Annotated in this window: 23 protein-coding genes and 1 pseudogene; 15 read left to right on the top strand and 9 right to left on the bottom strand. The window is 70.6% G+C overall.

All coding sequences use genetic code 11. The features are described 5' to 3' along the window. Positions 1 to 192: 192 nt before the first annotated feature. The 7 genes and pseudogenes from OG289_RS37805 to OG289_RS37775 all read left to right on the top strand — a co-directional run bounded on the left by OG289_RS37805 (position 193) and on the right by OG289_RS37775 (position 8,309). The gene (locus OG289_RS37805) at positions 193 to 1,188 is read left to right on the top strand and encodes a sporulation protein (RefSeq protein ID WP_327318512.1); all 996 of its coding nucleotides are present in this window, start codon (positions 193 to 195) and stop codon (positions 1,186 to 1,188) included. Positions 1,189 to 1,861: 673 nt separating this feature from the next. After that, positions 1,862 to 2,678 (top strand): annotated as a pseudogene (locus OG289_RS37800) (SAM-dependent methyltransferase). A gap of 262 nt (positions 2,679 to 2,940) precedes the next feature. After that, complete coding sequence (locus OG289_RS37795) at positions 2,941 to 3,954, top strand: substrate-binding domain-containing protein (protein ID WP_327318511.1); 1,014 nt, start codon at positions 2,941 to 2,943, stop codon at positions 3,952 to 3,954. Between the two features lie 49 nt (positions 3,955 to 4,003). Continuing rightward, a complete protein-coding gene (locus OG289_RS37790) occupies positions 4,004 to 6,883 on the top strand; it encodes a sensor histidine kinase (protein WP_327318510.1) in 2,880 nt (959 codons plus the stop codon). Between the two features lie 11 nt (positions 6,884 to 6,894). After that, entirely contained in the window at positions 6,895 to 7,329 is a 435-nt protein-coding gene (locus OG289_RS37785; RefSeq protein ID WP_327318509.1) for a roadblock/LC7 domain-containing protein, read from the top strand. Between the two features lies 1 nt (position 7,330). Next, a complete protein-coding gene (locus tag OG289_RS37780; RefSeq protein WP_327318508.1) occupies positions 7,331 to 7,687 on the top strand; it encodes a DUF742 domain-containing protein in 357 nt (118 codons plus the stop codon). Beyond that, positions 7,674 to 8,309 (top strand): GTP-binding protein, encoded by a 636-nt coding sequence (locus tag OG289_RS37775; protein ID WP_327318507.1) that lies wholly within the window; start codon positions 7,674 to 7,676, stop codon positions 8,307 to 8,309. The genes OG289_RS37780 and OG289_RS37775 overlap by 14 nt, the downstream gene beginning before the upstream one ends. A 318-nt stretch (positions 8,310 to 8,627) precedes the next feature. Here OG289_RS37775 and OG289_RS37770 read toward each other — a convergent pair whose 3' ends face one another. Continuing rightward, positions 8,628 to 9,044, bottom strand: coding sequence for an ankyrin repeat domain-containing protein (locus OG289_RS37770; RefSeq protein ID WP_327318506.1), 417 nt, complete (start codon positions 9,042 to 9,044; stop codon positions 8,628 to 8,630). Positions 9,045 to 9,251: 207 nt separating this feature from the next. Here OG289_RS37770 and OG289_RS37765 point away from each other — a divergent pair, with 207 nt between their 5' ends. Next, positions 9,252 to 10,622: a glycoside hydrolase family 43 protein gene (locus OG289_RS37765; RefSeq protein WP_327318505.1), complete on the top strand. Its 1,371-nt coding sequence runs from the start codon at positions 9,252 to 9,254 to the stop codon at positions 10,620 to 10,622. A 103-nt stretch (positions 10,623 to 10,725) separates the two neighbouring features. Here the strand turns inward: OG289_RS37765 and OG289_RS37760 are convergent, their stop codons facing one another. Then, positions 10,726 to 11,232: a hypothetical protein gene (locus tag OG289_RS37760; RefSeq protein ID WP_327318504.1), complete on the bottom strand. Its 507-nt coding sequence runs from the start codon at positions 11,230 to 11,232 to the stop codon at positions 10,726 to 10,728. Positions 11,233 to 11,289: 57 nt separating this feature from the next. Beyond that, complete coding sequence (locus OG289_RS37755) at positions 11,290 to 12,249, bottom strand: ABC transporter substrate-binding protein (protein ID WP_327318503.1); 960 nt, start codon at positions 12,247 to 12,249, stop codon at positions 11,290 to 11,292. A gap of 401 nt (positions 12,250 to 12,650) precedes the next feature. On the opposite strand from OG289_RS37755, the gene OG289_RS37750 reads away from it, so the two are divergent. The 5 genes from OG289_RS37750 to OG289_RS49830 all read left to right on the top strand — a co-directional run bounded on the left by OG289_RS37750 (position 12,651) and on the right by OG289_RS49830 (position 18,062). Next, positions 12,651 to 16,196 carry an ATP-binding protein gene (locus OG289_RS37750; RefSeq protein WP_327318502.1) on the top strand — a complete coding sequence of 1,182 codons (3,546 nt, stop codon included), beginning with the start codon at positions 12,651 to 12,653 and terminating at the stop codon, positions 16,194 to 16,196. Beyond that, positions 16,193 to 16,669, top strand: coding sequence for a roadblock/LC7 domain-containing protein (locus tag OG289_RS37745; protein WP_190147619.1), 477 nt, complete (start codon positions 16,193 to 16,195; stop codon positions 16,667 to 16,669). Before OG289_RS37750 ends, OG289_RS37745 begins: the two co-directional genes overlap by 4 nt. A 32-nt stretch (positions 16,670 to 16,701) precedes the next feature. Next, positions 16,702 to 17,142 carry a DUF742 domain-containing protein gene (locus OG289_RS37740; protein WP_327318501.1) on the top strand — a complete coding sequence of 147 codons (441 nt, stop codon included), beginning with the start codon at positions 16,702 to 16,704 and terminating at the stop codon, positions 17,140 to 17,142. Beyond that, the gene (locus OG289_RS37735) at positions 17,129 to 17,728 is read left to right on the top strand and encodes a GTP-binding protein (protein WP_327318500.1); all 600 of its coding nucleotides are present in this window, start codon (positions 17,129 to 17,131) and stop codon (positions 17,726 to 17,728) included. The genes OG289_RS37740 and OG289_RS37735 overlap by 14 nt, the downstream gene beginning before the upstream one ends. A gap of 70 nt (positions 17,729 to 17,798) precedes the next feature. Further along, positions 17,799 to 18,062: a RidA family protein gene (locus OG289_RS49830; protein ID WP_442819017.1), complete on the top strand. Its 264-nt coding sequence runs from the start codon at positions 17,799 to 17,801 to the stop codon at positions 18,060 to 18,062. Between the two features lie 112 nt (positions 18,063 to 18,174). Here the strand turns inward: OG289_RS49830 and OG289_RS37725 are convergent, their stop codons facing one another. From OG289_RS37725 to OG289_RS37710, 4 genes are all read right to left on the bottom strand, one after another. Further along, on the bottom strand, positions 18,175 to 18,843 hold the full coding sequence (locus OG289_RS37725; RefSeq protein ID WP_327318499.1) for an ABC transporter permease: 669 nt from the start codon (positions 18,841 to 18,843) through the stop codon (positions 18,175 to 18,177). After that, positions 18,840 to 19,556: an ABC transporter permease gene (locus OG289_RS37720; RefSeq protein ID WP_327318498.1), complete on the bottom strand. Its 717-nt coding sequence runs from the start codon at positions 19,554 to 19,556 to the stop codon at positions 18,840 to 18,842. The genes OG289_RS37725 and OG289_RS37720 overlap by 4 nt, the downstream gene beginning before the upstream one ends. Then, positions 19,553 to 20,707, bottom strand: a complete 1,155-nt coding sequence (locus OG289_RS37715) for an ABC transporter ATP-binding protein (protein ID WP_327318497.1) — start codon at positions 20,705 to 20,707, stop codon at positions 19,553 to 19,555. Before OG289_RS37715 ends, OG289_RS37720 begins: the two co-directional genes overlap by 4 nt. A gap of 85 nt (positions 20,708 to 20,792) precedes the next feature. Beyond that, positions 20,793 to 21,191: a hypothetical protein gene (locus tag OG289_RS37710; RefSeq protein WP_327318496.1), complete on the bottom strand. Its 399-nt coding sequence runs from the start codon at positions 21,189 to 21,191 to the stop codon at positions 20,793 to 20,795. 136 nt (positions 21,192 to 21,327) lie between these two features. On the opposite strand from OG289_RS37710, the gene OG289_RS37705 reads away from it, so the two are divergent. Together OG289_RS37705 and OG289_RS37700 are read left to right on the top strand one after the other, a co-directional pair. Continuing rightward, positions 21,328 to 22,185 carry a dolichyl-phosphate beta-glucosyltransferase gene (locus OG289_RS37705; RefSeq protein WP_327318495.1) on the top strand — a complete coding sequence of 286 codons (858 nt, stop codon included), beginning with the start codon at positions 21,328 to 21,330 and terminating at the stop codon, positions 22,183 to 22,185. Then, positions 22,182 to 24,317, top strand: coding sequence for an ArnT family glycosyltransferase (locus OG289_RS37700; protein WP_327318494.1), 2,136 nt, complete (start codon positions 22,182 to 22,184; stop codon positions 24,315 to 24,317). Before OG289_RS37705 ends, OG289_RS37700 begins: the two co-directional genes overlap by 4 nt. 287 nt (positions 24,318 to 24,604) lie before the next feature. On the opposite strand, the gene OG289_RS37695 is transcribed toward OG289_RS37700, so the two are convergent. Together OG289_RS37695 and OG289_RS37690 are read right to left on the bottom strand one after the other, a co-directional pair. Next, positions 24,605 to 25,318: an FAD:protein FMN transferase gene (locus OG289_RS37695; protein WP_327320929.1), complete on the bottom strand. Its 714-nt coding sequence runs from the start codon at positions 25,316 to 25,318 to the stop codon at positions 24,605 to 24,607. 22 nt (positions 25,319 to 25,340) lie between these two features. Further along, the gene (locus OG289_RS37690) at positions 25,341 to 26,054 is read right to left on the bottom strand and encodes an FMN-binding protein (RefSeq protein ID WP_327318493.1); all 714 of its coding nucleotides are present in this window, start codon (positions 26,052 to 26,054) and stop codon (positions 25,341 to 25,343) included. Positions 26,055 to 26,059 lie beyond the last annotated feature (5 nt).

Raw genomic sequence — 26,059 nt, 5'->3', positions numbered from 1 at the left:
TCACTTCACCGGCGGGGCCGGGACGACCTGCGCACAGTGGGCCGCTCCCGGCCCCGCCGGTCTCGTCGCCCCTTCACTCTCTCCCGCCATCGCACCTCACTCGAACAGGTGACTTGGGAACTTCTTTGCCGTCGCGGGGAGTTCTGCGGAAGATCACTGCAATGGGTTTCGACGTGAAGGAGCGACACCGGCATGGTGTTCAAACGGCTGCTCGGGGCGATCGGTGGAGGCGGCCCCTCGGTGGACACGGTGCTCGACAGCGGGGCGGTGCTGCCCGGCGGGGCGCTGTCGGGGCAGGTCCGCCTGCGGGGTGGCGGTGCGGCCGTGGAGATCGAGGAGATCGGCCTGGAGCTCATCGCGCGCGTCGAGGCGGAGCACGAGGAGGGCGAGAGCGAGGACACCGTCGTCTTCGAGCGGTATGTCGTCGGTGGCGGCTTCCGGCTCGGTGAGAACGAGGAGCGCGGCGTGCCGTTCACGGTCACGGTGCCCTGGGAGACGCCGGTCACCGAGCTGTACGGGCAGCCGCTCGGCGTCGTTCTGGGTGTGCGCACCGAGCTCGCGGTGGCGGGCGCCCGCGACCGGAGCGACCTCGACCCGCTCGCCGTCCGTCCGCTGCCCGTGCAGGAGGCGATCCTCGAAGCGCTCGGGCAGCTGGGGTTCGGCTTCCACTCCGCCGACCTGGAGTACGGGCGCATCGGCGGCACGGGGCAACGGCTCCCGCTCTACCAGGAGATCGAACTCACCCCTCCCCCGCAGTACGCGCACGCGGTGACCGAGATCGAGCTGACGTTCCTCACCACGCCCGCCGACCTGGAGGTCGTGCTGGAGGCCGACAAGCGCGGCGGCCCACTCACCCCCGGCCACGACGCGCTGACCCGCTTCACGGTGCGCCACGAGGACGTCCCCGTCCTCGACTGGAACAGCGAGGTCGACGGCTGGATCCACCGGTTGACCGAACACCGCGAGGCGTACGGCGCGCAGGCGTACGTCCACTCCGCGTCGCACACCGCCCACCGCGCCGACCACGGCTCCGGCGTGGGCACGGCGGTCGCCGCGGGCGCGGCCGGCCTGGCCGTGGGGGTCGTCGGCGGAATGGTGGCGGCCGAAGTGGTCGACGAGATCGGTGACTTCTTCGAAGGTGACGAAGAAGACGAAGCGGAGGCGGGCGAGGAAGGCGGCGAGGACTGAGAGGACCGAGGAGGACTACTCCATGTCGGGAGCCTTCGGCGCGAGATCGCCGAAGGCTCCATCAGCAGCTGGCCGACGGCGCCGAGGAGGGGCGGCCCGGGCGACGGGGGCCGGGGTGGTTCGCCCTCTGCGGTGCGGCGCAGCACCGTGGCCGTGCCCGCGGCGAGCTCGCGCAGCGGGGCCGGGGAACGGTCGGCCCGGAGTTCCCCGTCCGCGCGCAGCACGCAGCTGAACCGCGACGAGGGCGAGGATCACGGCGGCCCGAAGGTCTCGGCCGCCCGCACCAGCACGTCGGCGGAGGGGCCCTCGGACACCCGGCGGTCCACCTCCTCTGCACGGCGCTCCGAACGAACCGGACCAGTTCAGGACGCGGGGACGTCTCCGCCGCTCCGGCGGCTGCCGCCTCCTTCGGGCACCCGCGAGGATGGAGGCATGCTCGACGACCTCGACCGCGCCCTGATCCATGCGCTGCACCTCGACGGCCGCGGTGGTGGTGGGTTGCGCAAACGGTTTCGGGTGATACGACATGTTCGGTGGTCATGGGGTCAGCGTGGGAGCCGTGAGAGTGGCCTCTCCAGCCACGGCTGAGGAAACGGAGATTTCCTCCACCGAGGGGCGGAGGGTGAAAAAATCGCACATCGCCCTTCGCCGCCCTGCCGGCAGTGGGAGGTTGATGCGCATGGACAGCGACGAGAACGACGCCATCGACACCGGGACGGCGCACTCCGCACGGATCTACGACTACATCATCGGCGGTAAGCACCATTACCCGGCTGACCGCGAGGCCGGGGACGCGATGGTCCAGGAGTGGCCCGCGCTTGTGGTCCACATGCGCGCCAACCGCGACTTCATGAACCGCGCCGTGCGCCACCTCGCGCGGGAGGCGGATATATGTCAGTTCCTCGACATCGGCAGCGGCATTCCCACGTCGCCCAACCTCCACGAGATCGTCCAGGCAGCGGCCCCGGACGCCCGGGTGGTGTACGTCGACAACGACCCCGCTCGTCCTCGACCTGTCCCGGAACCTGATGGGCAGCACGCCCGAGGGCCGCACGGTCTGCCTGGAGGCCGACATGCGCGAGCCTGTGGGCATCCTGGCCGCGCCCGAGTTCCGTACGGCACTGGACCTGAGACGGCCCGTCGCCCTCACGGTGATCGCGATCGTCCACTTCCTGCTCGACGAGGACGACGCCGTCGGCATCGTCCGCCGCCTCCTCGACCCGCTGCCCTCGGGCAGTTACCTGGCCATGTCCATCGGCACCGCGGACTTCGCGCCCGACGAGGTGGGCCGGGTCGCCCTGGAGTACGCGGCCCGTGGCATGCCGATGCGGCTGCGTACCCGCGCGGAGGCTGCGGAGTTCTTCACGGGCCTCGACCTCGTCGACCCCGGCATCGCCCAGGTCCACCGCTGGCGCCCCGACGGCACCGGCATCGAGGTGGTCCGCGACGAGGACATCGCGATGTACGGGGCGGTGGCGCGCAAGGCCTGAGTCCAGCACGGTGCAGAGAGGCCCAGCAGGATTGACGATCAGTCAACTCACCTGCGGACATGTCCTCCCCTGCCGCGTCGACCGCGTCCCAGATCACAATGCGGCAGCGGCATCTCACCCCACGTGGTTGCTCACTTGACTCCCGCCGGTCACACACGGTTGGCTCCGAGCCAAAGAATGTCTCTCGCCGGGGCACACCCCCTCGCTCCGGCGCCGCTCGCCCCGTCCCCCTGCTCTGCCGCACAGCGAGGTGCAGCCCCCCATGAACACTCCCCTCCCCGCTCCCCCGTCTCCGGGATCCCTCAGATCCTTGCGCCTCGCCGCCCTGGCCGCGGCCTGCTGTCTCCTCCTGGCCGGCTGTTCCGGCGCCACGTCGTCCGGCTCGGACATGGACGCGGCGGGCCGGGCGGGCAACCGGATCAAGATCACCCTGGTCACCCATGGCGCCCAGGGCGACGCCTTCTGGGAACTGGTGCGCAAGGGCGCCGAGGCGGCGGCCGCCAAGGACGGCGTCGACCTGACCTACGCCAGCGACTCCGACGCCGCCGGACAGGCCGAGCTGGTGCGGGACGCGGTCGGTAACCGGGTCGACGGCATCGCCGTGACGCTGGCCAAACCGCAGGCCATGAAGAGTCCGGTGGCCGAGGCCAAGGCGGCCGGCATACCCGTGGTCGGCCTGAACTCTGGTATCGACGCCTGGCGTTCGGTGGGACTGCTGGAGCACTTCGGCCAGGACGAGAGCGTCGCGGGCCGCGCCGTCGGCGGCAAACTCGACGGTCTCGGTGCGAAACACGCCCTGTGCGTCATTCACGAGCGGGGCAACATCGCCCTGGAGGCGCGCTGCGCAGGGGTGAAGAAGGCGTTCACCGGCGAGACGGAGATGCTCTACGTCGACGGAACGGACATGGACGCGATGGCCTCCGCCGTCACCACCCGCCTTCAGCAGGACCCCGACATCGACGAAGTCATCACCAACGGCGCGCAGTTCGCGCTCGCCGCGGTGAAGGCCGTGGGGAAGGCGGGCAGCAAGGCCAAGGTCGCCACCTTCGACCTCAACAAGGACCTGGTCGCGGCCGTCCGCGACGGCAGCGTGCAGTTCGCGGTGGACCAACAGCCGTATCTCCAGGGCTACCTGGCCGTGGACGCGCTCTGGCTCTACAAGACCAACGGCAACATCAGCGGCGGCGGGGTGGCCCCCGTACTGACGGGCCCGGCCTTCGTCACGAAGGCCAACGTCGCCGACGTCACCCGCTTCGCCGCCGCCGGAACCCGCTGACCAGGCAATTCCCCCGTTCCCCCTCCCCCGTGATCGCCCTAGGACGACTATGTCTCCACGGACAGGTGCCCGGCGCCGCCGTCTCGGCTCCATACGTCTCTCCCTGATTCTCCTGGCGCTGGTGCCCAGCGTCACCCTCGCCGCCATGTGGGGTGTGACGACGACCCAGATGTTCTCGGAGGGGCTGCGGCTGCGCGCGCAGACCGAACTGAGCCGGGCGACCGGTGCCATGGGCACCGAGGCGACGCTCTCGCTGCAGCGGGAACGCAGTCTGTCGGCCGTGTGGCTGGCCTCGCCGGACGGTTCCCGGGCCGCGCTGGAGACACAGCGCAAGCAGACGGACGCGGCGGTCGCCAAGCTGGCCGCCCGGAAGGACGACATCCAGCGGGCGCCCGCCCGGGTCAGGGACCGGCTGTACTCGGTCGTCGCCTCGGTGGGCAGCCTGGAGTACTACCGGGGCCAGGTGGACGAACCCACCGATATCACCGCAGCGCAGGCGCTGGACCAGTACACCTCGATCATCGACGACCAGATCCACGCCTTCCAGGAGCTGTCCCAGGTCGACGACGGCGACCTCACCTCGCAGGCCGGCCCGCTCGTCGCCCTGGAACACGCGGCCGAACTGGTCTCCGAGGAGGACCTGCACCTCACGCTGGCCGGGCCGAAGCAGCGGATGGACCAGAAGGCGTGGGCCGCGTTCGCGCAGTTGGTGAACACGCGGCGCTGGCTCGTGCAGGACCAGATCGTCCCCTCGCTCACCGGCACCGCGAAGGCGCAGACCGAGAAGATCCTGACGAGCTACCAGTGGCAGACCCTTCAATCCGTCGAGGACAAGGTGCTCGCGGCCCGCGCGAAACAGAGCGAAAACGGTGACATCGCGTTGCCGGACGTGCAGAAGGTGTGGCGCGCCGCGCTCATCGACGTCTCCGACCAGTATTCGGCACTCATCCAGCAGCAGACCACCACGCTGTTGCAGCACAGCGCGGACGAATCGCGCGGGCTGCTCATCAAGGCCGCCTCGCTGAGCGCCGGCGGTCTCGTCGCCCTGCTGCTGTGCGTCGGCATGTCCTGGCGGATCACCCGCTCGCTGTCGCGGCGGCTGCGCGGGCTGCGGATGGCCACGCTGAGCCTGGCGCACGAACGGCTGCCGGACGTGGTGGCCCGGCTGGACCGGGGGGAGACCGTCGACGTGGACTCGGCGACCCCGCCGCTGGACTACGGCACCGACGAACTCGGCCAGGTGGCCAAGGCGTTCAACACGGCGCAGCGCACCGCCGTACACACCGCGGTCGAACTCGCCGACACCCGGCGCGGTTTCCAGAAGGTCATCCTCGGCATCGCCCGGCAGAGCCAGAACCTGGTCAACCTCCAGCTCAGCAAGCTCGACGCGCTGGAGCGCCGGCACCAGGACCCCGACATCCTGGGCGGCCTGTACGAACTGGACTCCACCGCGAGCCAGTTGCGACGCTACGAGGAGAACCTCGTCATCATCAGCGGCGGCCGGCCAGGACGCAGCTGGTCTGAGCCGGTGGCGCTGATCGACATCCTGCGCAGCGCCGTCGGAGAGGTGGCCGAGTACCGGCGGGTGGAGGTGCACACCGAGGAAGAGGTGTGCATCGCGCCGCCCGCCGTGGCCGATGTGATCCATCTGCTCGCCGAGCTCATCGACAACGCGACCTCCTACTCTCCGGCGCCCAGCCCGGTCGGGGTACGGGCCGCGCTGGTGGCCAAGGGTCTGGCGATCGAGGTCGAGGACCGTGGCCTCGGCATGTCCGAGGAGGACTACGTCTCGTTCAACGCGCAGTTGGCGGTCCCTCCGCAGTTCGACGTGGTGGCGCTCGCCGACGACCTGCGTCTGGGCATGTTCGTGATCGCCCGGCTCGCGACCCGGCATCGCATCGCCGTGACCCTGCGCTCCTCGCCGTACGGCGGCACCACCGCCATCGTCCTGGTCCCGCACGAGATCGTGGTCCGCGAGGCTCCCGGCACCGAAACGCCAGTGGCAAGCGTCTCCCGCAAACCGACGACCGCTGGACCCCTCACCCCGGAGGCGGACCTCCCGACGCCCGGACGGGGCAGGTCGGACGAGGGGGCGGGGGCGCCGTCCGGTGCGGTGCGGGAAACGGCCGGCGCGGCGACGCCCGGGGTCGACGAAGCGAGGCTGACAGGCGGCGAGACTCCGGAAACATCCGGAGCGGCACAGGAAACATCCCCGCCGGCACGGCAGACGGCCACCCCGGCACAGACCATGTCCACCCGAGAGCGGGAGCACAGCAGGCCCGGCCCCGAGCACGACCGGTCGCCCTTCCCGGCACAAGACCCCTCCGACCGGACACCCGACTCCCCGTCCCTGTCCCCGTCCGCGTCCGCGTCCGCGCCCCCGGCGGGCAGTACGTCGGAGCCGGTAACCGACTCTCCGTCCCCGGCGGGCGATACGTCCCCGACGAGCCACTCCCCACTCCCGAGGCGCACGACGTCGAACCCGGCACACCACTCTCGCGAGGTGGCGACGGCGCCGGTCCGGGCCGACGGGGCGGCCGCCCGCCCCGTCGGCCTCGCCCCGCTGCCACGCCGGGTGCCGCAGACCAGCCTCGCCACCGAGTTGCGCGAGGACTCCGCGTCGTCTGTTTCCGCCGAAGAAGACGGTTTCCCGGACGACTTCACCGCGGAGCGCGCTGCCTCTTCCCTCGCCGGTTTCCAGCGCGGCACGCTGCGGGCACAGGCCGACACCGACACCGACACCGACTCCAGCGCCGACACCGACTCCAGCGCCGGCTCCGTCTCCGGCGCTGGCGCGGGCGCTGACTCCGGCGTCGACGTGGCACTGTCGGGCCTACAGGAGACGTCCGCCGAGGAGGCCGCCCCCGGACCGCCGGTCGCCGCCGCAGGCACCGCCCAGACCCCGACACCGCCCGCCGACCGCTCATGAAGGACACCGCGATGACACACTCCGTCCCCGGCACGAACACCCAGCTCGACCAGCTGCTCACCGGTCTCGTGGACCGGGTCGCCGACGTGAACCAGGCCGTCGTCCTCTCCGAGGACGGACTGGTGGTCAGCAAGTCCACCGGTTTTCTGCGGGAGGACGCCGAGCGGCTGGCGGCGACAGCGTCCGGTCTGATGAGCCTCAGCAAGGGCGTCAGCATGGACTTCCGCGGCGGGCCGGTGCGCCAGGCACTCATCGAGATGGCCCACACCTACCTGATCCTCACCTCTGCCGGGCCGGGCGCCCATCTCGTCGTGCTGGCCGGGAAGAACGCGGACGTCGGTGTGGTGGCCTACCAGATGAACATGCTGGTGAAGAAGATCGGCGAGCACCTCAGCGCGGCGCCGCGGGCCCATGTCGGTCCCGCCGTCCGCACCAACGGCGGGTGAGGTGAGCGTAGGCGACGAAGCGGGCCGGCTCGTCAGGCCGTTCACCCTCACCGGTGGGCGAACCCGGCCCAGCCGCGCCGACTTCACGCTCATCACGACGGTGACCGCGGTCGACCCGCCGCCCGAGCGGGCCGCGAGGCCGCAGCCGGAGCACACCCGGATCCTGCGGCTGTGCGCCCGGCCGGTCGCCGTGGCGGAGCTCGCGGCCCACCTCGACCTGCCGGTGAGCGTGGTCGTCATCATGCTCTGCGACCTGCTGGAGGCGGGCCTGATCACGGCCCGGCCACCCCGTGCCGTCACCGGTGCCCGGGACCTGGACCTGCTGCAGAAAGTGAGGGACGGCCTTGGCCGGATCTGATCCCACCACTCCCACCGCTCACCCCGCTCCCTCCGCCGAGCCGGCAGCGGCACCCGACACGGTGAAGATCCTCATCGCCGGCGGTTTCGGCGTCGGCAAGACCACCATGGTCGGGGCGGTCAGTGAGATCGCGCCGCTGCGCACGGAGGAGCCGCTGACCGTCGCGGGACTGGACGTCGACGACCTGAAGGGCATCGAGGAGAAGCGGTCCACCACCGTCGCCCTCGACTTCGGACGGATCACCATCGGCGACGACCTGGTGCTGTATCTCTTCGGCACGCCCGGCCAGCAGCGGTTCTGGTTCATGTGGAACGACCTGGCGATCGGTGCCCTGGGGGCGGTGGTCCTCATCGACGTGCGCAGGCCGGAGTCCAGCTTCGCCGCGATCGACTTCTTCGAGCGCCGGGGCATCCCTTTCGTCGTCGCGGTAAACGGTTTCCACGGATTGCATCCGTATCCGACGGAGGAGATCAGGGAATCGCTTGCGCTGCCGCAACACGTTCCGGTGCTGTTGTGCGACGCGCGGGAACGGGAGTCGTGCCGGGACGTACTGATCGCGCTGATCGACCGGCTGATCGACGACGTCGACAAGGTCGACCGTCGGCCGAGCCCGGCGCACTGAGGCCGGGACGCGGACGAGTGACCGGCCCACCCGCCCACCAGCCCACCGACCCACCGACCCACCGACCCACCGACCGGCCGACCGGCCGACCGGGCCCTCGGTCCACCGGCCGACCGAGGGCCCGCCCGACACCCGCCCCTCGGCGCCCTGCCCACTCCCCCTGCCCCCCTACCCCCTGCCTCAGCCGCCGGCCCTCGACTCTCAGCCGCCGTGCCGGACGGCCGGTCGGACGGACGGACGGCCGGACGGCGGTCGCCCAGACTGCCGTACCAACCTGAACGCCCCACCACTCAGACGCCCCGCACCCCGCAAACGTCGTCAGTGGGCACCGGCCGCGCGCAGTACATCGACGGTCTCCGGGTGCGGTCCGGCGGTCGCCCACTCCAGCGGCGTCAGTCCGGTGCCGTGGTCCTCGCGGCGGTTGGGGTCGGCGCCGTGGGCGAGGAGGGTGCGGACCGTATCGGTGTAACCCCAACAGGCCGCCGCGCACAAGGGCGTTCCCTCGGCACCGAGGCCGGCACTCTCGGCGTCGGGTGGGGCTCCGGCCGCGAGCAGCCGACGGGCGGTGTCGGCGGCCCCCTGAACGCAGGCCGCGTACAAAGGAGTTGTTCCGTCGACGTCGGCTGCCGCCGGATCGGCGCCGGCCCGAAGCAGCTGGTCGACCTGAGGGCCCCTCTCGAACCTCGCCGCCGCCACCAGACGCTTCGTCAGTTTCTTCTGCCGTCTCCTGTTCACGGTCGCCGAGGCTAGCCCGGCCCGTCGGCGGGATCGTCGGAATTTCATGGGCCGCACACAGGCGCAAGGCGGAAAACCGCCAAGCGTGTCCCAGTGATTGACCTGCTCCTCTTACGCCCCTACCTTCTGACCGACTCATCGAACCCTGTTCGATATTTCGAATTCCTGGTCGACAGCAAAGGGCACCCCGCACCCCCTGGAGCGCACATGACCCCCAACCCGTCCCGCCGCCTCTTCCTCGGCGCGGCCGCCTCCGTCCCCCTGGCTCTCACCCTCGGCGTGCCGGCCGCCCACGCGGCCGACTCGGCGTACGTGATGAGCTACTTCACCGAGTCGACCGACCTCGGCGCCGGCTCCGACTACGGCCTCCATCTCGCCGTCAGCACCGACGGTTTGCGCTGGATGCCGTTGAACCAGAACAACCCCGTGGTCACCCCCACCGAGGGTGCGCTCGGACTGCGCGACCCGTTCATCCTGCGCAAGCAGGACGGCACCTTCGTCGTGCTCGCCACCGACCTCAAGGGCACCGACTGGAATTACGTCAGCCAGTACGTGCACGTGTGGAACTCGACCGACCTGCGCACCTTCACCGGCTACCACCGGCTGAAGCTGCACGACATGAACACCCACAGCTGGGCGCCGGAGGCGTTCTGGGACGCGAGCCGCGGGCAGTACGCGCTCATCTACTCCGCCGTCAACTCCAGCGGCCACAACGTGATCATGGTCAACTACACGACCGACTTCGTCACGGCCTCGGCGCCCCAGGTCTTCTTCGACCCCGGCTACGACGTGATCGACGGCGACATGGCCGTGGGCGTGAACGGCGTGAACTACCTCTACTTCAAGAAGGACCAGACACTGGTGGGCGCGCGCTCCACCTCCCTCGACCCGGGCAGCTTCACGGTCTTCAACACGGGTGTCGCACACGGTGGTACCGAGGCGCCGACCCTGGTCAAGTCCCTCACGTCCAGCACCTGGTGGCTGTGGGGGGACACGTACACCCCCAACGGCGTCTTCTACGCCTGGCAGTCCACCGACCTCGCGGCGGGCACCTGGACCGCGCTCGACCAGAGAACCTACACCCAGCCGCTCAACTCCAAGCACTGCGGCATCACGACGATCACCAGCACCGAGTACAACAACCTGGTGGCCAAGTGGGGCGCGCCCGCGTGGAACCGACTCAAGTCCTACAACTTCCCTGACCGTTACGTCCGCCACTCCAACTACGTCGGCCGCATCGACACGTACCCCTTCGTTCCGTACACCGACTCGCAGTGGAAGCTCGTCCCCGGCCTGGCCGACAGCTCCGGGGTCTCATTCCAGTCGGTGAACTACCCGACCCGCTACCTTCGGCACTACAACTACCAGCTCCAACTCGACGTCAACGACGGCACGTCGACGTTCGCCGGGGACGCGACCTTCTACCGGACGGCGGGCCTGGCGGACGCCGGATGGTCCTCGTTCCGCTCGTACAACAACCCCACGCGCTACATCCGGCACTCGAGCTACGTGCTGCGCATCGACCCGATCTCGACGGCCACGGAGCAGCAGGACGCGACGTTCTACGTGGGCTACTGACACACGCGCTCTTGATGCGTGAGCCATGTGCGTACCTGGGCCACTGACACCTCGGTACCGAGCCGAGCCGGAGCCGTCACATGAGACGTCCGGCTCAGGCGGCTCACAACTCGGCGAGAACCGCAAGCAGTTCGGTCGCCGTCGTCACGTCGCCGATCAGTGGGCGGTCCTCCCTGCCGGCCGGCAGGGAGGCCGTCGCCAGAGCGAAGGCCGACACCGGCGGCGGGACCGGGTGCGAGTGCGGGCTGGGGCGGCGCATCCTCAACGCCCTTACTGCAGCTACGAGTTCGCAGGCGAGGACGATGGCATAGGCATCCGTGGCGCGCAGTGTCCGACGGGCGGCCTGTCCGGCAAAGCCGACGGGTTCCTCCAGGCCCCGCGCCAGGACGGCGTGGCCCGGTGGCGGCGAGCTGCCGCGCGGTCCGCCAGGACCGTACGGCAGCTCGCGGGCCTCAGGAGCCTCGGGGGCCACGGCGGGTACGGCCGCACCGTCGGCGAGCGCGATCAGCTCGCCGACGGTGCGGGTGGTTCCGTTCAGGACGACCCGGGCACCCTCCTGCAGCGAGTGCTGCGAGGTACCCCGGGTCGGTCCGTTTGCTGTTGTGTCCAACGATTCAATCGTTCAACGATGGAACGGTTCGACAGTTCAACGCGGTCCCGGCGAAGGTCAGCCCAGCCCGGCCGACTTCAGCCAGGCCTTGGCGACGTCCAGCGGGTCCTTGCTCTCCAGCTGCACCTGGAAGTCCATGTCGAGCAGGGTCTTCGTGTCGAGCTTGGCGGAGACGGCGTTGAGCGCGTCGATACCCTCCTGGGAGAGCCCGCTCTTGTAGACCAGCGGGGTCACGTTCGCGAATCCGAAGAGGTTCTTCGGGTCCTGGAGGACGACGAACTTCTCCTTGGTGATGGTCGGGTCCGTGGTGAAGATGTCCGCGGCCTGCACGGTGTTCTTCTTCAGCGCGGCCTGGGTCAGCGGGCCGCCCGCGTCGAGGGCCTTGAAGGACTTGAACTTCAGCCCGTACACCGACTCCAGGCCGAGCATGCCCTGCTGACGGGTCTGGAATTCGGGCGAGCCGCCGAGGACCAGGTCCGGCGCGATGTCCTTGAGGTCGTCGAGCGTGGAGGTCGCGGTCAGGTTGTACTTCTTCGCGGTCTCCGCGTTGACCGTGACGGAGTCCTTGTCCTCGGCGGGCGACGACTCCAGCAGCGTCAGCTTGGAGTCGAGCTTGGTCTTCGCCGAGGCGTTCACGGTCGCGAGCGAGGTCTGGGTGGCCTTCGCGTCCAGGTAGGCCAGCAGCGAGCCGTTGTACTCCGGCAGGACGGTGATGGAACCGTTCTTGAGCAGGCCGTACGTGGTCTCACGGCTGCCGATGTTGGGCTTGTAGGAGACCTTGATTCCCTTGGCCTTCAGGGCCTCGCCGTAGATGTCGGCGATCAGGATGCTTTCGGCGAAGTTGTTGGAGCCGACGACCACGGTGTCACCGGCCGCCTTGTCGCCGGCGAGCGGGTCGGAGGTGTCGTCGGACGAGGAGGAGCATCCCGCCAGCAGGGCCGTCATCGCGGCGAGGGCGACGGCCGCCGCACCTGGGTGGTTCCTGAGGGACCTGCTGCTGTGGGCGTTGGAAGTCACGGTTCCCGTTCCGAACTGGGGGGTTGATGAGAACTCAAACACTCTGGCCTGATCCAATCCACCGGCTTCTTGATCAGTCAAGAGCAGCCGGGTTACCGATCGGCTTCGATCCGTGATCACTTGCGTACGGATCGGGAGACCACCTGTGTACTCCTCCCGAGGTCCCCGAAAGGCCCTTGTGCACGTCTTCGTAATGGATTCTTGACGTAGGGCCACGCTCGACCGTTCGAACAAGCGATAGTCTCGCCGAAGTTGGCGTCCGCCACAGCAGTCGGCGTCGGCCACAGCGGTGTGCGGGGGCCGCTTCCGTGCCGTTCACATCCGGACACACGCGTGCAGAGAGACGGCATGCGCGCAGCACCCCCTTGCACGCCTGCAACACCCCCCTTGAAGGAGGCCCGGTGTCCACGAAAGAGGTGGACGCGCCCGCCCGGGCGGCATCCTCGTCACCGTCGTCGTCCGTGCGCCGGGGACTGCGGGGTTTCGCCGACCGGTGGCCCTTCCGGCGTAAGCTGAACGTACTCGTCGGTATCCCGCTGACGGTGATCGCCCTGCTGCTGACGTACCTCATCGTCGACCTGGTGCAGGAGTCCAACCGCGCGGAGGACGCCGCCCATCTGGTGCGCGACAGCACCCAGGTCGCCCAGCTCGTCGCCGACCTCCAGAACGAGCACCAGCAGGCGATCCTGCTCTCCGTGCGGCACGAGGCGTCCTTCGACGGCGGCACCCCCTCCACCGACGGCTACCGGCAGGCGCAGCTCGCCGTGGACGCGCAGGTGCGGAAGGTGATCGACGCGTTCGGCGACCAGTTGCCGGACACCGAGGTGCAGGCGCTGAGAGAGGTCCAGGGTCTGGCCGGCCTGCGGGCCACGATCGAGCAGGGCTATCTGCCCGCCGACAACATCGACCCCGCGTACTCGGGTGCGGCCGACGGCCTCATCGACGGCCTGGGCCTGGACCGCAACTCCGCCCTCGCGACCACCTTCACCGGCAGCCTCCTCGACTCTCTGCTGCGCGCCGACGCCGCGCACGGCGCCTACGAGACGGGCGTGTTCTCCGCGCGGACCGGTGACAGCAACGCGCTCATCGAGTTCACCGGCGCGGTCGGCTCCTACGCGCTGTTCACCTACCAGGCCGAACGGTTCGAGCGGTTCGCCACCCAGGCGCAGTCCGACGAGTTCGGCGGCATCGAGCACAACGCCTCACAGGCCTCGATCGGCCAGCACTACGCCGAACTGGCGGTGGACCCCAGCGCGTTGCAGGCCGAGTCCCAGGGCGCGATCCGTGCGGCGTTCCGGACGGCCATCGCCTCCTACCCCGACTACAGCGCGCAGGCCAAGACCCGGCTGAAGATCACCGCGTCGCTCATCGACCAGATCGCCGACCGGGCCGACGACACCTCCTCCAGCGCCCAGTGGCGCGCGGGCCTGCTGCTGAACCTGGCACTGATCTGCTTCGCCCTGTGGATCGCCTTCTCGATCCTGGTCCGCCGCTCCGTGGTCCGTCCGGTGCTGGCGCTGACCGGGGCCGCCCAGGAGGTCGCCGACGTCGCGGGCCGCGAGCTCGCCCGTGTCGCCGACGACGACGCCGAGGAGTCCGGCTCCCCGCGGCTGCGCGAGTTGCCCGTCACCGCGGACGACGAGATCGGTGAACTCGCCGAGGCCTTCAACAACGTGCAGACCACCGCGGCCGCGCTGCTGGAGCGCCAGGTGCTCAGCCGGCGCAACGTCGCCGAGATGTTCGGCAACGTCGGTCGCCGCGTCAGCAATCTGACGACCCGCCAACTTGCTCTGATCGACGCGGTGGAGCGGGGCGAGACCGACCCGGCACTGCTGGAACGCCTCTACTCCATCGATCACATCGCGGTCCGTCTGCGCCGCAACGCCGACAGCCTGATGCTGCTGGCCGGCATCCGCGAGACCGTCCTGGACGCCGGTCCGACCGCGCTCACCAACGTCGTACGCGCCGCGCTGGGCCAGATCGAGGGCTTCCAGCGGGTACGGCTGCGGGCCGCGACCGAGGCCATGGTGGAGCCCGACATCATCGGCGACCTGACCCTGATGATCGCCGAACTCCTGGAGAACGCGGTGTCGTTCTCGCCCGAGGGCAGCCCGGTCGAGGTGGTGGTCGGCTCCGACGACGACGGCGCGTCGATCACCGTCGCGGACCACGGTCTGGGCATGAGCGCCGAGCGCCTCGCCGAGGAGAACGCCCGCCTGGTGCGGCGCGAACGCCTCGACCTCGTCCCGACGAAGGTGCTCGGCCTGTTCGTGGTCGGCGCGCTGGCGCGCCGCTGGGACGTCGACGTCACGCTGTCCCGCACCCCCGGCGGCGGCGTGACGGCCGAGGTACTGATCCCGTCGACCCTGCTGCTGACCATGAGCCAGCTGAGCCCGGCCGGCCGGCCCGGTCCCGCCGACGCACCTTCTTCCCAGGCCCCCGCCGCACTCGCCGCCCCGTCGGCACCCGCGGCCGGCCCCTCCCCGTCCTCCTCGGTCCCGTCCTGGGCCACGCGCGAGGACGACCCGACCACGCTCCCCCGCCGCGTCCCGCGCCGCGCCCCGTCCCCCGCCGAGGACGAGCCCGAGACCCGGCACAACCCGGCAACCGCTACCGGAACACCACGCGTTCCGACGGCCGCCACGGGGACCGCGACGCACGAGACCGACGGGACCGGGGCCGGGACCGTGACATCGGTGGGTACGGCCGGGACCGGTGCCCCGGCAGGCACAGCCGAGCCGAGTACCTCCGGCCGTTCGGCTGAGCGTCGTACCTCCGTCGGTACGGCTGAGTCCGGAGCCTCCGGCCGTACAGCCGAGCCCGGAGACTCCGGCCGTACAGCCGAGCCCGGTACGTCCGCAGCTATTGAGGAGGCCGGTACCGCGTCGCGTACCGCTGAGACCGGTACCTCCACAACGCCGGCCGAGGCCCGTACCTCCGTAACGCCGGCCGAAAGCGGTGTCTCCGCCCGTACGGCGAACTCCGCGCCCCCCGCCCACACGCCCGGACCCGAGACCTCAGCCGAGCCAGCGTCGCGCGCCCGGCCGGCCGGCCCGGGTATCCCGGCACCCCGGACGGCCGAGCCGACGCTCCACACCCGCGCGGAAGGGGCGCCCGAGCCTTACGCCCGTACGGCCGAACACGCGGCCCCCGCCGGAACAACGGAGCCGACACCGCACGCCCGCGCTGCCGAGCCCCACCCCTCCGCCGGTACGGCAGAGCCGACGCAGCCCTCCCGCCCGGCCGGCATCGAAGGCAATCCCGCCCACCGGGCGGAGCCGATCGCCAGCGACCGCGCCGGTGAACCGTCGACGGTCGGCCCGATCGCAGGTCCCGCGGGTCCGCTCTCCGCCCGGGCCGGGACCGACTTCCCCGCCGCGGGGGTCCCCGCCCAGGCCGACAACGGCACCGGCACCGGCACCGGCACCGGCACCGGCACCAACGGATCCCACGTCGGTGCCGACGGCTCCCGTCCCCTTCGGCGGCGGGTGCGCGGTGCCACGCTGCGGACGGCCGTCGAAGCCGCCGCCCAACAGGCGGCGCGGCAGTCCGCCCGCCCCGCCGACGCGGACGCCGTGCGCAGTGCGCTGGAGGAGTTCGAGGCGGCCGTGGCACGCGCGCACCGCGACACCGGTGGGGACACAGGTGAACACCCCCGCCCCACCGACACCCGCTCGGGCGCCGACGCCGGGACCGACACCGGAACCGACACCGGCGCCCACGCCGACGTCGTCCCCGCCGTCATCCCCCCCGAAGACCCGATCGCTCGCGGGAACGACCGCCGACGCGACCACCGTCCCGACGATCAGACCGCCCGGACCCACCGGACAGAGCCGTCCGACGCGTCCGACCGGACCGACCCGATCACGGACCCGATCACCGACCCCATCGGCGGCCGGGACACCACGCACCACCAGAACCACCTTCCGGAAGGAGCCGAGCAGTGAGCACGTCGACAGGTGAGACTCCCGCCGGAGATGCCAGGCCGACCGATCTGCGGGCCGCCGCAGCCGACTTCACCTGGCTGCTCAACCGTTTCGCCACCGAGACCGCGGGGGTCGTGGACGCCATCGCGGTGTCCTCCGACGGACTGCTGATCGCCGTGTCGGAACTGCGCGAGCACGCCGACTCCGAACGGCTGGCGGCGATCGTCTCGGGCATCACCAGCCTGGCCGCGGGCGCCTCCGGCAACTACGGTCTGGGCGGCCTGAACAAGGTCATCATCGACCTGGAGGGCGGCCACGTCCTGGTCTCCGCGATCGGCAGCGGCGCCGTCCTCGGCGTGGTCACCGACAAGGAGGCCAAGCTGGGCAACATCGCCTACGAGATGACGGTGTTCGCCAACCGCGCCGGTACCGCGCTCAGCCCGCAGCTCGTCCTGGAACTGAAGAACAGCGTCGGCGCCACGCGTACGCGCTGACCCGCGTGCCACCGTAGAGAAAGCGAACACCGATGGCGGACGGCCGCACACCGCGCGGGGCCGACGAGGACGGCGTCGCCCTCGTCGGCCCCGCGTCCGCCGTCCGGCCCTTCCTGGTCACCGCCGGCCGGGTGGCGGGCGCGGGCGAGGCGTCGTCCGGCCGGACGATGCCCGTGGAGACCCAGCTGGTGGCCACCACCGACGGGCTCGACACGCTCGACCGGCTCTCCTTCGAACAGCACGACATCGTCGCCGCCTGCCGTGTGCCGCAGTCCATCGCGGAGATCGCGGCCCGGCTGCGGCTGCACCTGAACGTGGTGCGGGTCCTCGCCGAGGACCTGCGGGCGGCGGGGCAGCTGTCGGTGCACGTGCCCGACTCCGGCGTCACCCACGACGCATCCGTTCTGCGCAGGGTTATCGATGGCCTGCGGGCCATCCCCGACTCCCGGGGGGTACTCCGTGACACCGACTGAACCGCTGGTCCGCACCTCGGCCGGGCAGGCCGCCGTACGGCCGCCGCTGCCGGTGAAACTGGTGATCGCGGGCGGCTTCGGCGTGGGCAAGACCACCGCCGTCGGCTCGATCTCCGAGATCGAGCCGCTGACCACCGAAGCGGCGATCACCGAGGTCGCGGCGGGCGTGGACGACCTCAGCCACACCCCGCGCAAGACCACCACCACGGTCGCGATGGACTTCGGCTGCATCACCATCGACCCGACGCTGAAGCTGTATCTGTTCGGCACGCCCGGACAGGAGCGGTTCGGGTTCATGTGGGACGACATCGTGGAGGGCGCGGTCGGCGGGCTCGTCATCGTCGACACCCGGCGCCTCGACGACTGCTACGCCGCCGTGGACTACTTCGAGCACAAGCAGATCCCGTTCGCCGTTGCTGTAAACGCTTTCGACGGTCACGTCGCGCACACGCTGGACGAGGTCCGCTGGGCCCTCGACGTGTCGGACGGCGTCCCGCTGCTCGTCTTCGACGCCCGCGAGCGCGGCTCGGTGCGCGACGCCCTGCTCGTCGTACTGGAACAGGCGCTGGCACGTTCTGAGGGCTGACCGACAGGACGCGCCCCGCGGAAACAGGCGGAAACGGTCGGAAACATAGGTCGAACCAGAAACACATGCCGTGTCGGCGCCCGGTGAACTCGTCTTCCTCGCGGGCAGTACGCCTCGGACGCGTCCGGCGCCCCCCGTGCCCGGCGACTTCGCCGCCCACGCGGAAGTGGCCTTCGACCGGCTGGAGTCGGCCCTGGCCGGGATGGGTCTCGGTCTCCAGCACGTCGTACTGCTGGGTACGTTCGTCGTGGACCACGACCCCGGCGGGCCGGAGGCGCTGGGCAAGGCCCTGCACACCCTCCCCCACTCTCGGCTTCGCTCGATCCGGAGGTGACCCCCTCTGCGAGTGCCTGCCGACGCAGACCCTGAGCGCGGTCGCCTCGCCGGCCCTGCCGGGCATGCTGTTCGAGGTCGACGCCATCGCCGTACGGCCCTCCCGTTCAGGGCTAGTTGCTCCTGCGTACCCCCGGTGAGACCGTCACCTTCGTCGCCGCCCAGAACACCGCGAGTGTCGCGAGTGCCAGGCCGGCGACCAGGGTGGCGCCGCCCACGACCTTCTCGTAGTCGTGCTGGTAGAGGCCGTCGACGATGTAGCGGCCGAGGCCGCCGAGGCTGACGTACGCGGCGATGGTGGCCGTGGAGACGATCTGGATGGCCGCCGAGCGCAGGCCGCCGAGGATCAACGGGAGCGCCACGGGCAGTTCGACGCGCAGCAGGATGTCGGACTCGCGCATGCCCATGCCCCGCGCGGCGTCCACGGGGGACGGATCGACGGAGCGCACCGCTTCGTAGGTGGTGACCAGGATCGGCGGCACGGCGAGGACGACCAGCGGGATCATGACGGGCAGCATGCCGAACCCGAGCACGATGGTCGTCACCACCAGCAGGCCGAAGGTGGGCAGCGCGCGGCCGGCGGTGGCGACCAGGGAAAGGGCGTTTCCGCCGCGCCCGTAGTGACCGGTCACCAGGCCGACCGGCAGCCCGATGACGGCAGCGAGGGCAAGCGCTTCCAGGGAGTACTGGACGTGTTCCCACAAGCGGATGGGGATTCCGTCGTAACCCTGCCAGTGCGCGCTGTCGCTGAAGAAGGCGTTTACGAAATTGAGTACGTTCACCGGGCTGCGTCCTCCAGGGCGGGCACGGCCGGATCGGGCCGGACCCCGGTGGTCCTGGACTTTCCGGCGCGTATGCCGCTCGGCATCCAGGGGGTGAGCAGGACGCGCACGACGACCAGCAGGGCGTCCGCGACAACCGCCAGGGCGGCGCTGGTGATCACGGAGTTCCAGGCGAGTTCCGGCCTGTTGTAGATCTGCGCGTCGTGCAGCAGGTTGCCGAGCGCGCCCTGGTTGCCGATCAGCATGCCGACGCTGACGAGGCTGATGCTCGACACCGTCGCCACCCGCAGACCGGCGATGATGGCGGGCACCGCGATCGGCAACTGGACCTGGATGTAACGGCGTACGGGCCCGAAGCCCATGGCGGTCGCGGCGGCGAGGGTCTCCTGCGGCACCGAGCGCACGCCGTCGACGATCGCCGGGACGAGCACGACCAGGGTGTAGACCGTGAGCGGGATCATCACCGTCAGTTCGGTCTGCCCCGTGTAGTCGATGAGGACGACGAAGAAGGCCAGCGACGGGATGGCGTAGAGCACGGTCGTCACCCACAGCACGGGCGGGTACAGCCAGCGCAGCCGCACGCACAGCTGGGCCAGCGGAAGCGCGAGCAACAGCCCGCCCAGCACCGGCAGCAGGGCCTCGCGCAGATGCAGCCCGATGAGGCCGAGCCAGTCGTGCTGGAGGTCGCTGGGGATGTCGAAGAAGCGGTTCACCGGATGACTTTCCGAGCGGTTTCGGCGGTGGTCCGCCGTTCCTCACGCCCTGCCGCGTGGGCGCCGCGGATGGCCTCGCCGATGGCAGCCTGCGAGACGACTCCGGCGGCCCGGCCCTCGGCGTCCACGGCGACCGCCCAGCCGGTGGGCGACAGGACGGCGCAGTCGAGTGCGGCGCGCAGCGAGTCGCGGCCGGCGACGAACGGCCGCCCGAACGGCAGCAGTCGGTCGATGTCGACCTGTCCGGCCGTCAGCCCGGCGGGTGCGCTCCAGCCGAGCGGACGGCCGTCCAGTCCGGTGACGAGGACGTAGGGGGCGTCGGCCGCGCCGCGGGCGGCGATCTGCTCGGCGGTGGCGTCGATCGCGACGATCGGGGCGGTGAGCAGTTCCAGGCCGTCGGAGGAGAAGAACGACAGGCGCCGGATGCCGCGGTCGGCGCCGAGGAAGTCCTCGACGAACGCGTCGGCTGGGTCGGACAACAGCTCGGCGGGCGGCGCGAACTGGGCGAGCCGGCCGCCGGTGCGCAGCACGGCGACCATCGTGCCGAGCTTGACCGCCTCATCGATGTCGTGCGTGACGAAGACGATGGTCTTGCCCAACTCGTCCTGGATGCGCAGGAGTTCGTCCTGGAGGCCCTTGCGGACGACGGGGTCGACGGCGGAGAAGGGCTCGTCCATGAGCAGTACCGGCGGATCGGCGGCGAGCGCCCGGGCCACGCCGACGCGCTGCTGCTGGCCGCCGGAGAGCTGGTAGGGGTAGCGCTTGGCGAACGAGGCGTCGAGCCCCACCCGTTCCATCAGTTCCCGGGCCCTGGCGCGGGCCTTGTCCTTGCTCCAGCCGAGCAGCCGGGGCACGGTGGCGATGTTGTCGACGATCGTGCGGTGCTGGAAGAGTCCGGCGTTCTGGATGACGTAACCCATGGACCGGCGCAGGGTGTTGACCGACTGCTGACGGCTGTCGACGCCGTCGATGAGGATCGTGCCCTCGCTGGGCTCGACCATCCGGTTGATCATCCGCAGGGTGGTCGTCTTGCCGCAGCCCGAGGGGCCGACGAGGACGGTGATCGAACGGTCCGGTATGTCGAGGGAGAGCCGGTCGACCGCCACCGTGCCGTCCGGGTATCGCTTGGTGACTGAATCTATCCGTATCAAAGCGCCGAATACCCTTCGGGTCTGGCATTTTCTGCCCATTCTCGACCGTGCGAGTTCGGGCCGTTGCGGGGAGAGTCTAGACCGCTTACCAGATCAGCAGTCCGCCGCCGACCCGCCCGGCGTACCGCGCGCTCGCCTCGATGCCGTCGAGGCGACTGGAGATGTGGTGGCGGTGGCTCTCGGCCGTCCGGTCGGGCGGGCAGGTCTCCGTGGCGAGTCGCGTCAGGCAGGCCCGTACCAGGGCGATCTCCGCCAGGAGAGCGGGGATCTCGTCGGGCGCGACGACATCACCGTTGTGCACGCTCACCAACGCCGGCAGGAAACGCGCGCCGGTCCGGCGGATGGCCCGCGACCCCCACACCTCGGTGCGCCACGACTCCGGTCCGGCCAGATCCATGCCGTCGGGCCGGCCGTCCCTCTCCCCGGCCAGGATGTCGAGGTCACCGTCGTCCCCCACCAGGAAGACCTCGCTCGTCAGACTCATGCCCGCAGTCGATCACACCGTCCCGCCCCGGACGAAAGGGATTCCGTCTGTGCGCAACCTGTGAGTCCGCTGATTCTCACTCTTCCCTCAGGAGCGGCTCAGGGATCCCCCAGACACGGCCCCGATCGTCAGGGCCATGAACGAAACGAACGCGGGAGGCGTCCGGCAGCGGTCGGTCGAGATCGTGGTGCCGGTGTACAACGAGGCCCACGTCCTCGCCGACAGCATCGGCCGTCTCCACGCACACCTCGAAGAGTCCTTCCCGTTCCCGTTCCGCATCACGGTCGCGGACAACGCCAGCACGGACGACACCTGGTACGTGGCGACCGACCTGACCCTCCGTCTCCCGCACGTGCACGCCGTGCGTCTGGAGCAGAAGGGCCGGGGCCGCGCCCTGAAACACGTGTGGAACCGCTCTGCCGCCGATGTCGTCGCGTACATGGACGTGGACCTCTCCACCGGACTGGAGGCGTTCCTCCCCCTGGTCGCCCCGCTGCTGTCCGGCCACAGCGACCTCGCGATCGGCAGCCGGCTGCACCGCCAGGCGGCGGTGGTCCGGGGCGCCAAGCGGGAGTTCGTCTCCCGCTCCTACAACCTGCTGCTGAAGGCGGGGCTCGGCGCCCGCTTCTCGGACGCGCAGTGCGGCTTCAAGGCCGTCCGCGCCGACGTCTTCCGCGCGCTCGCCCCGCACATCGAGGACACCGCCTGGTTCTTCGACACCGAACTGCTGGTCCTGGCCCAGCGCAACCGGCTCCGCGTCCACGAGGTGCCGGTCGACTGGACCGACGACCCCGACAGCCGGGTCGACATCGTCCGTACGGCCGTCGACGACCTCAAGGGCATGGGCCGGATGCTCCGCTCCACCCTCACCGGCCGCACCCGTATCCCCGCCGTACCCCGCCGCACGAGCACCCCGCAGGTGCCGGCCGCGCGCACCGCCTCTCCCGCCGTCCAGCCCACCGGGGCGAACACCCACCTGGAGTACGCGTCATGACGACCCTCGCCCCGCCGCCCGCCCCCGTCCAGGAGGACGGCCGCCGCCACCGGGCGGCTCCGCCCGCCGACGGCGGACTCGCCTCGCGCGCCAGGCGCCTGTTCACCGGCGCCCCCGAGGACCCGCGCTGGGCCCGCCCGGCCCTGTGGGCGATCCTCGTACTGGCCACGGCCCTCTACGCCTGGAACCTCTCCTCGATCACCGGCAACACGTTCTACGACGCGGCCGTCTACAGCGGCACCAAGAGCTGGAAGGCGTTCTTCTTCGGCGCCCTGGACTCCGGCAGCTTCATCACCGTCGACAAACCGCCCTTCGCCCTGTGGGTGATGGGCCTGTCCGCCCGCGCCTTCGGATACGGCACCTGGCAGTTGATGCTGCCGATGGTCGCCGTGGGAACCGGCTCCGTCGCGCTTCTGCACCGACTGGTCAAGCGTGACTTCGGCGCGGTGGCGGCGACGATCTCCGCGCTGGCGCTGACGCTCACCCCGATCACGGTCGCCATCACCCGGGACACCAACCCCGACCCGATCCTCGTCTTCCTGATGCTGCTGGGCGCGGCCGCGCTGCTGAAGTCGGTGCGCACCGGACGGCTGATGCCGCTGGTGTGGTCCGGTGTCGCCATCGGTTTCGCGTTCAACACGAAGATGATGCAGGCCTACGTCGTCCTGCCCGCGTTCTTCCTGGTGTATCTGTGGGCCGCGAACGCGTCGCTGGGCAAGCGCATACGCAACCTTGCGGTCGGCACGGTCGCGCTGGTCGTCTCCAGCGCCTGGTGGATGGTGGTCGTCGACCTGATCCCGGCCTCCTCCCGCCCCTACATCGGCGGTTCGACCGACAACACGGTCTGGGACCTGGTCATCGGCTACAACGGTTTCGGCCGTATCTTCGGGGCGAGTTCGTCGGTGGGCTCGCAGGGCAACGGCGCGAGCTTCGGCGGCGAGGCGGGCCTGTACCGGATGTTCAACGACATCATGGGCGGCCAGATCTCCTGGCTGATCCCCTTCGCGGCGATCGCGCTGGTGGCCGGCCTGGTCCTGCGCGGCCGGGCGCCCCGTACCGACGCCAAGCGCGCCGCGCTGATGCTGTGGGGCGGCTGGTTCGTCCTCCACTACCTGACCTTCGCCCTCGCCGAGGGCACCTTCCACCCGTACTACGTCACCGCCATGGCCCCCGGCATCGCGGCCGTCGCCGGCGCGGGCGGCGTCATGCTCTACAACGCTTTCCGCAAGGGCTCTGCGGCAAAGTGGGGATGGGTGCTGCCGGCCGCGGTCGCGGCGAGCTCGGTGTGGGCGGTCGTCCTGCTCCAGCGGGTCTCCGGCTCCGGGACGCTGTACACGGTCGCCGAGATCGTGGCCGGTGTCGCGGGAGCCGCCGCGGTGATCGGGCTGCTGGTCGGCCGGTTCACGAAGCGGCAGCAGCTGATGGGTGTCGCGGCTCTGGCGGCGGTCGTGGCGCTGCTCGCCGGTCCCGCCGCCTACTCGGCCTCGGCCGCCGCCTCCAGCACCAACGGCACCAACCCGACGGCCGGCCCGAACACCGGCGGCGGCATGGGCGGCGGCCAGCGGCCCAGCGGTACGAACGGCGGGCCGGGCACCAACTCCGGTGAGGCGCCCAGCGGTTCGGGCGACGGCCAGGAAATGGGCCAGCCCCCGTCGAACACCGGCGACTCGACGGAGTCGGACTCGACGGAGACCGGTACGACCGAGTCCGGTACGACGGGGTCCGGCTCCACCGAGTCGGGTACGGCCGAGTCCGGCAGTGCCGAAGAGCTCACCGGTGGTGGCATGGGCGGCGGCACCCAGGTGTCGTCCGCGATGATCACGTACCTGAAGAAGAACCAGGACGGCGCGAGCTGGCTGGTGGCGGTGGCCACCGACCAGACGGCCTCCTCGATCATCCTGGAGTCCGGCGAGCCGGTCATCTCGATGGGCGGCTGGTCCGGCAGCGACAACGCGATGACGCTCGCCAAGCTGAAGAGCCTCGTGAAGGCGGGCAAGCTGCACTACATCGTCGTCGGCGACAGCGGCCAGGGATCCTCGAACTCCGAGATCTCGACCTGGGTCAAGGCGAACGGCACCGCCGTCTCCGACTACAGCGGTCTCTACCGCCTGGACGCCTCCGACGTCAGTTGAAAACCTCGTACGGCGTGGGTCATACACGCAAAGGGGCGGGCCGCCGGTTTCACCGGCGGCCCGCCTTCCGCTTGTCCTGAAGCCCGCCCTGAACGTTCACCGGAGCGGCCCGGCCGGCGACACCCACACGCACCGCAGCACCGCAGCACCGCAGCACCGTCAACGTCGGTCAGCGGCACCGGCGTTGGCGTGAGTGCGGTCGGACTGTCCGTCCCGACGTCCATGCGAGGCCGCCGCGCCCCAGCCGAGGAACCAGACGGCCGCTCCCAGCGCCTCCGCCGCGACACTCACGCCGCTGCCGCCCCCGCCGTCGGGAATCCGCCGGTGCGCAGCACGTGCCCGCCGGGCAGTACGGCGTACACCTCGCAGCCTTCTCGCGCCGCCGCCCACTCGACACCCTCCGCGCCCTGGGCGAAGGCGGCCGTGGCGACGGCGTCGGCCTCGGTCAGGGTCGGGGCCACGACGGTGAGGCTGTCGAGGCCGGTGGCGGGGCGGCCGGTGCGGCCGTCGAGGATGTGGTCGCCGCGTTCGTAGCGCGCGGAGGTCGCGACCGCCGCGTCGGTGAGGTCGAGGACGGTGCACAGCTTGTCGGCGATATCGGGGTGCCGTACGCCGACCCGCCACGGTCCGCCCGACACGACCACGTCGCCCCCGGCGTTGAGGCAGAACCGGCTGAGTCCGGCGCCGGTCAGCAGTTCGGCCGCCCGCTGCACGGACCAGCCCTTGACCACGGCGCAGGGGTCGAGGCCGCGGCCGGGCAGCCGGACGTCGAAGGCACCGCCGGTGGCCACCCGGTACCGCTCGCAGAGGTCGAGGACCTCCACGAGGTCGGCGCTCAGCTCGTCGGCCGACAGCTCGCCCCGGTCGTACCGGGAGACCTCGCTGTCGGCCTTGAACGGGCTGAACCGGGCGTCTACCTCGCGCAGCCAGGCGAACACGGCGTCCCCGGCCTCGTCGGGGACGACGGTGTCGTCGACCCGCAGCGAGACCGGAAACCCCATGACGTGTTCGACGCGGTGCACGTCAGGCGCCCTTCGCGTCGATCGCGGCCTGGAGGGACTCCTTGTAACCGTCGCTCGTGATGGTCGCGCCGGAAACGGTGTCGATGTCCGCGCTCTGCGCCGTCAGCGTTTCCGCGATCAGCTTCGGCACCGCCGCCGTCGTCTGCGGGTGGTTCGGCTGCTTCAGCATCTCCACGGCCGTGATCTTGTCGCCTGCGAAGGTGACCTGGACCTGCACGTCACCCTTCTCGGTGTTCACGGTCGAGCCCGCGACGGTCTGCGACGCGGCGGTCGAGGCCGAGGCGGAGGCCGACGCCGTGGGGGACGCCGAGGCGGAGGCCGCCTGCGCGTCGATGGCCGCCTGGAGGGACTCCTTGTAACCGTCACTGGTGAGCGTCGCGCCGGAAACGGTGTCGATGTCCGCGCTCTGCGCCGTCAGCGTTTCCGCGATCAGCTTCGGCACCGCCGCCGTCGTCTGCGGGTGGTTCGGCTGCTTCAGCATCTTCACAGCCGTGATCTTGTCGCCGTCGTAGGTCACCTGGACCTGGACGTCACCCTTCTCCGTGGTCACGGTCGTACCGGTGAAGGTGGTCGATCCCGAGGAGGAGGTGGAGGAGGACACGGAGGGTGTCGAGGCGGCCTCGGTGGTGGACGTCGCACCGGTCGACGGCTCGTAGCGCCAGACCGGGATCAGGCCCGCCACGGACAGGACCAGGACAGGTATTGCTCGCTTCACGTCGT

Origin of the sequence: Streptomyces sp. NBC_01235 (assembly GCF_035989285.1) — a bacterium.
Lineage (GTDB): Bacteria > Actinomycetota > Actinomycetes > Streptomycetales > Streptomycetaceae > Streptomyces.
The sequence above is the reverse complement of the archived record's forward strand: the minus strand, read 5'-3'. Positions and strand labels throughout refer to the sequence as shown.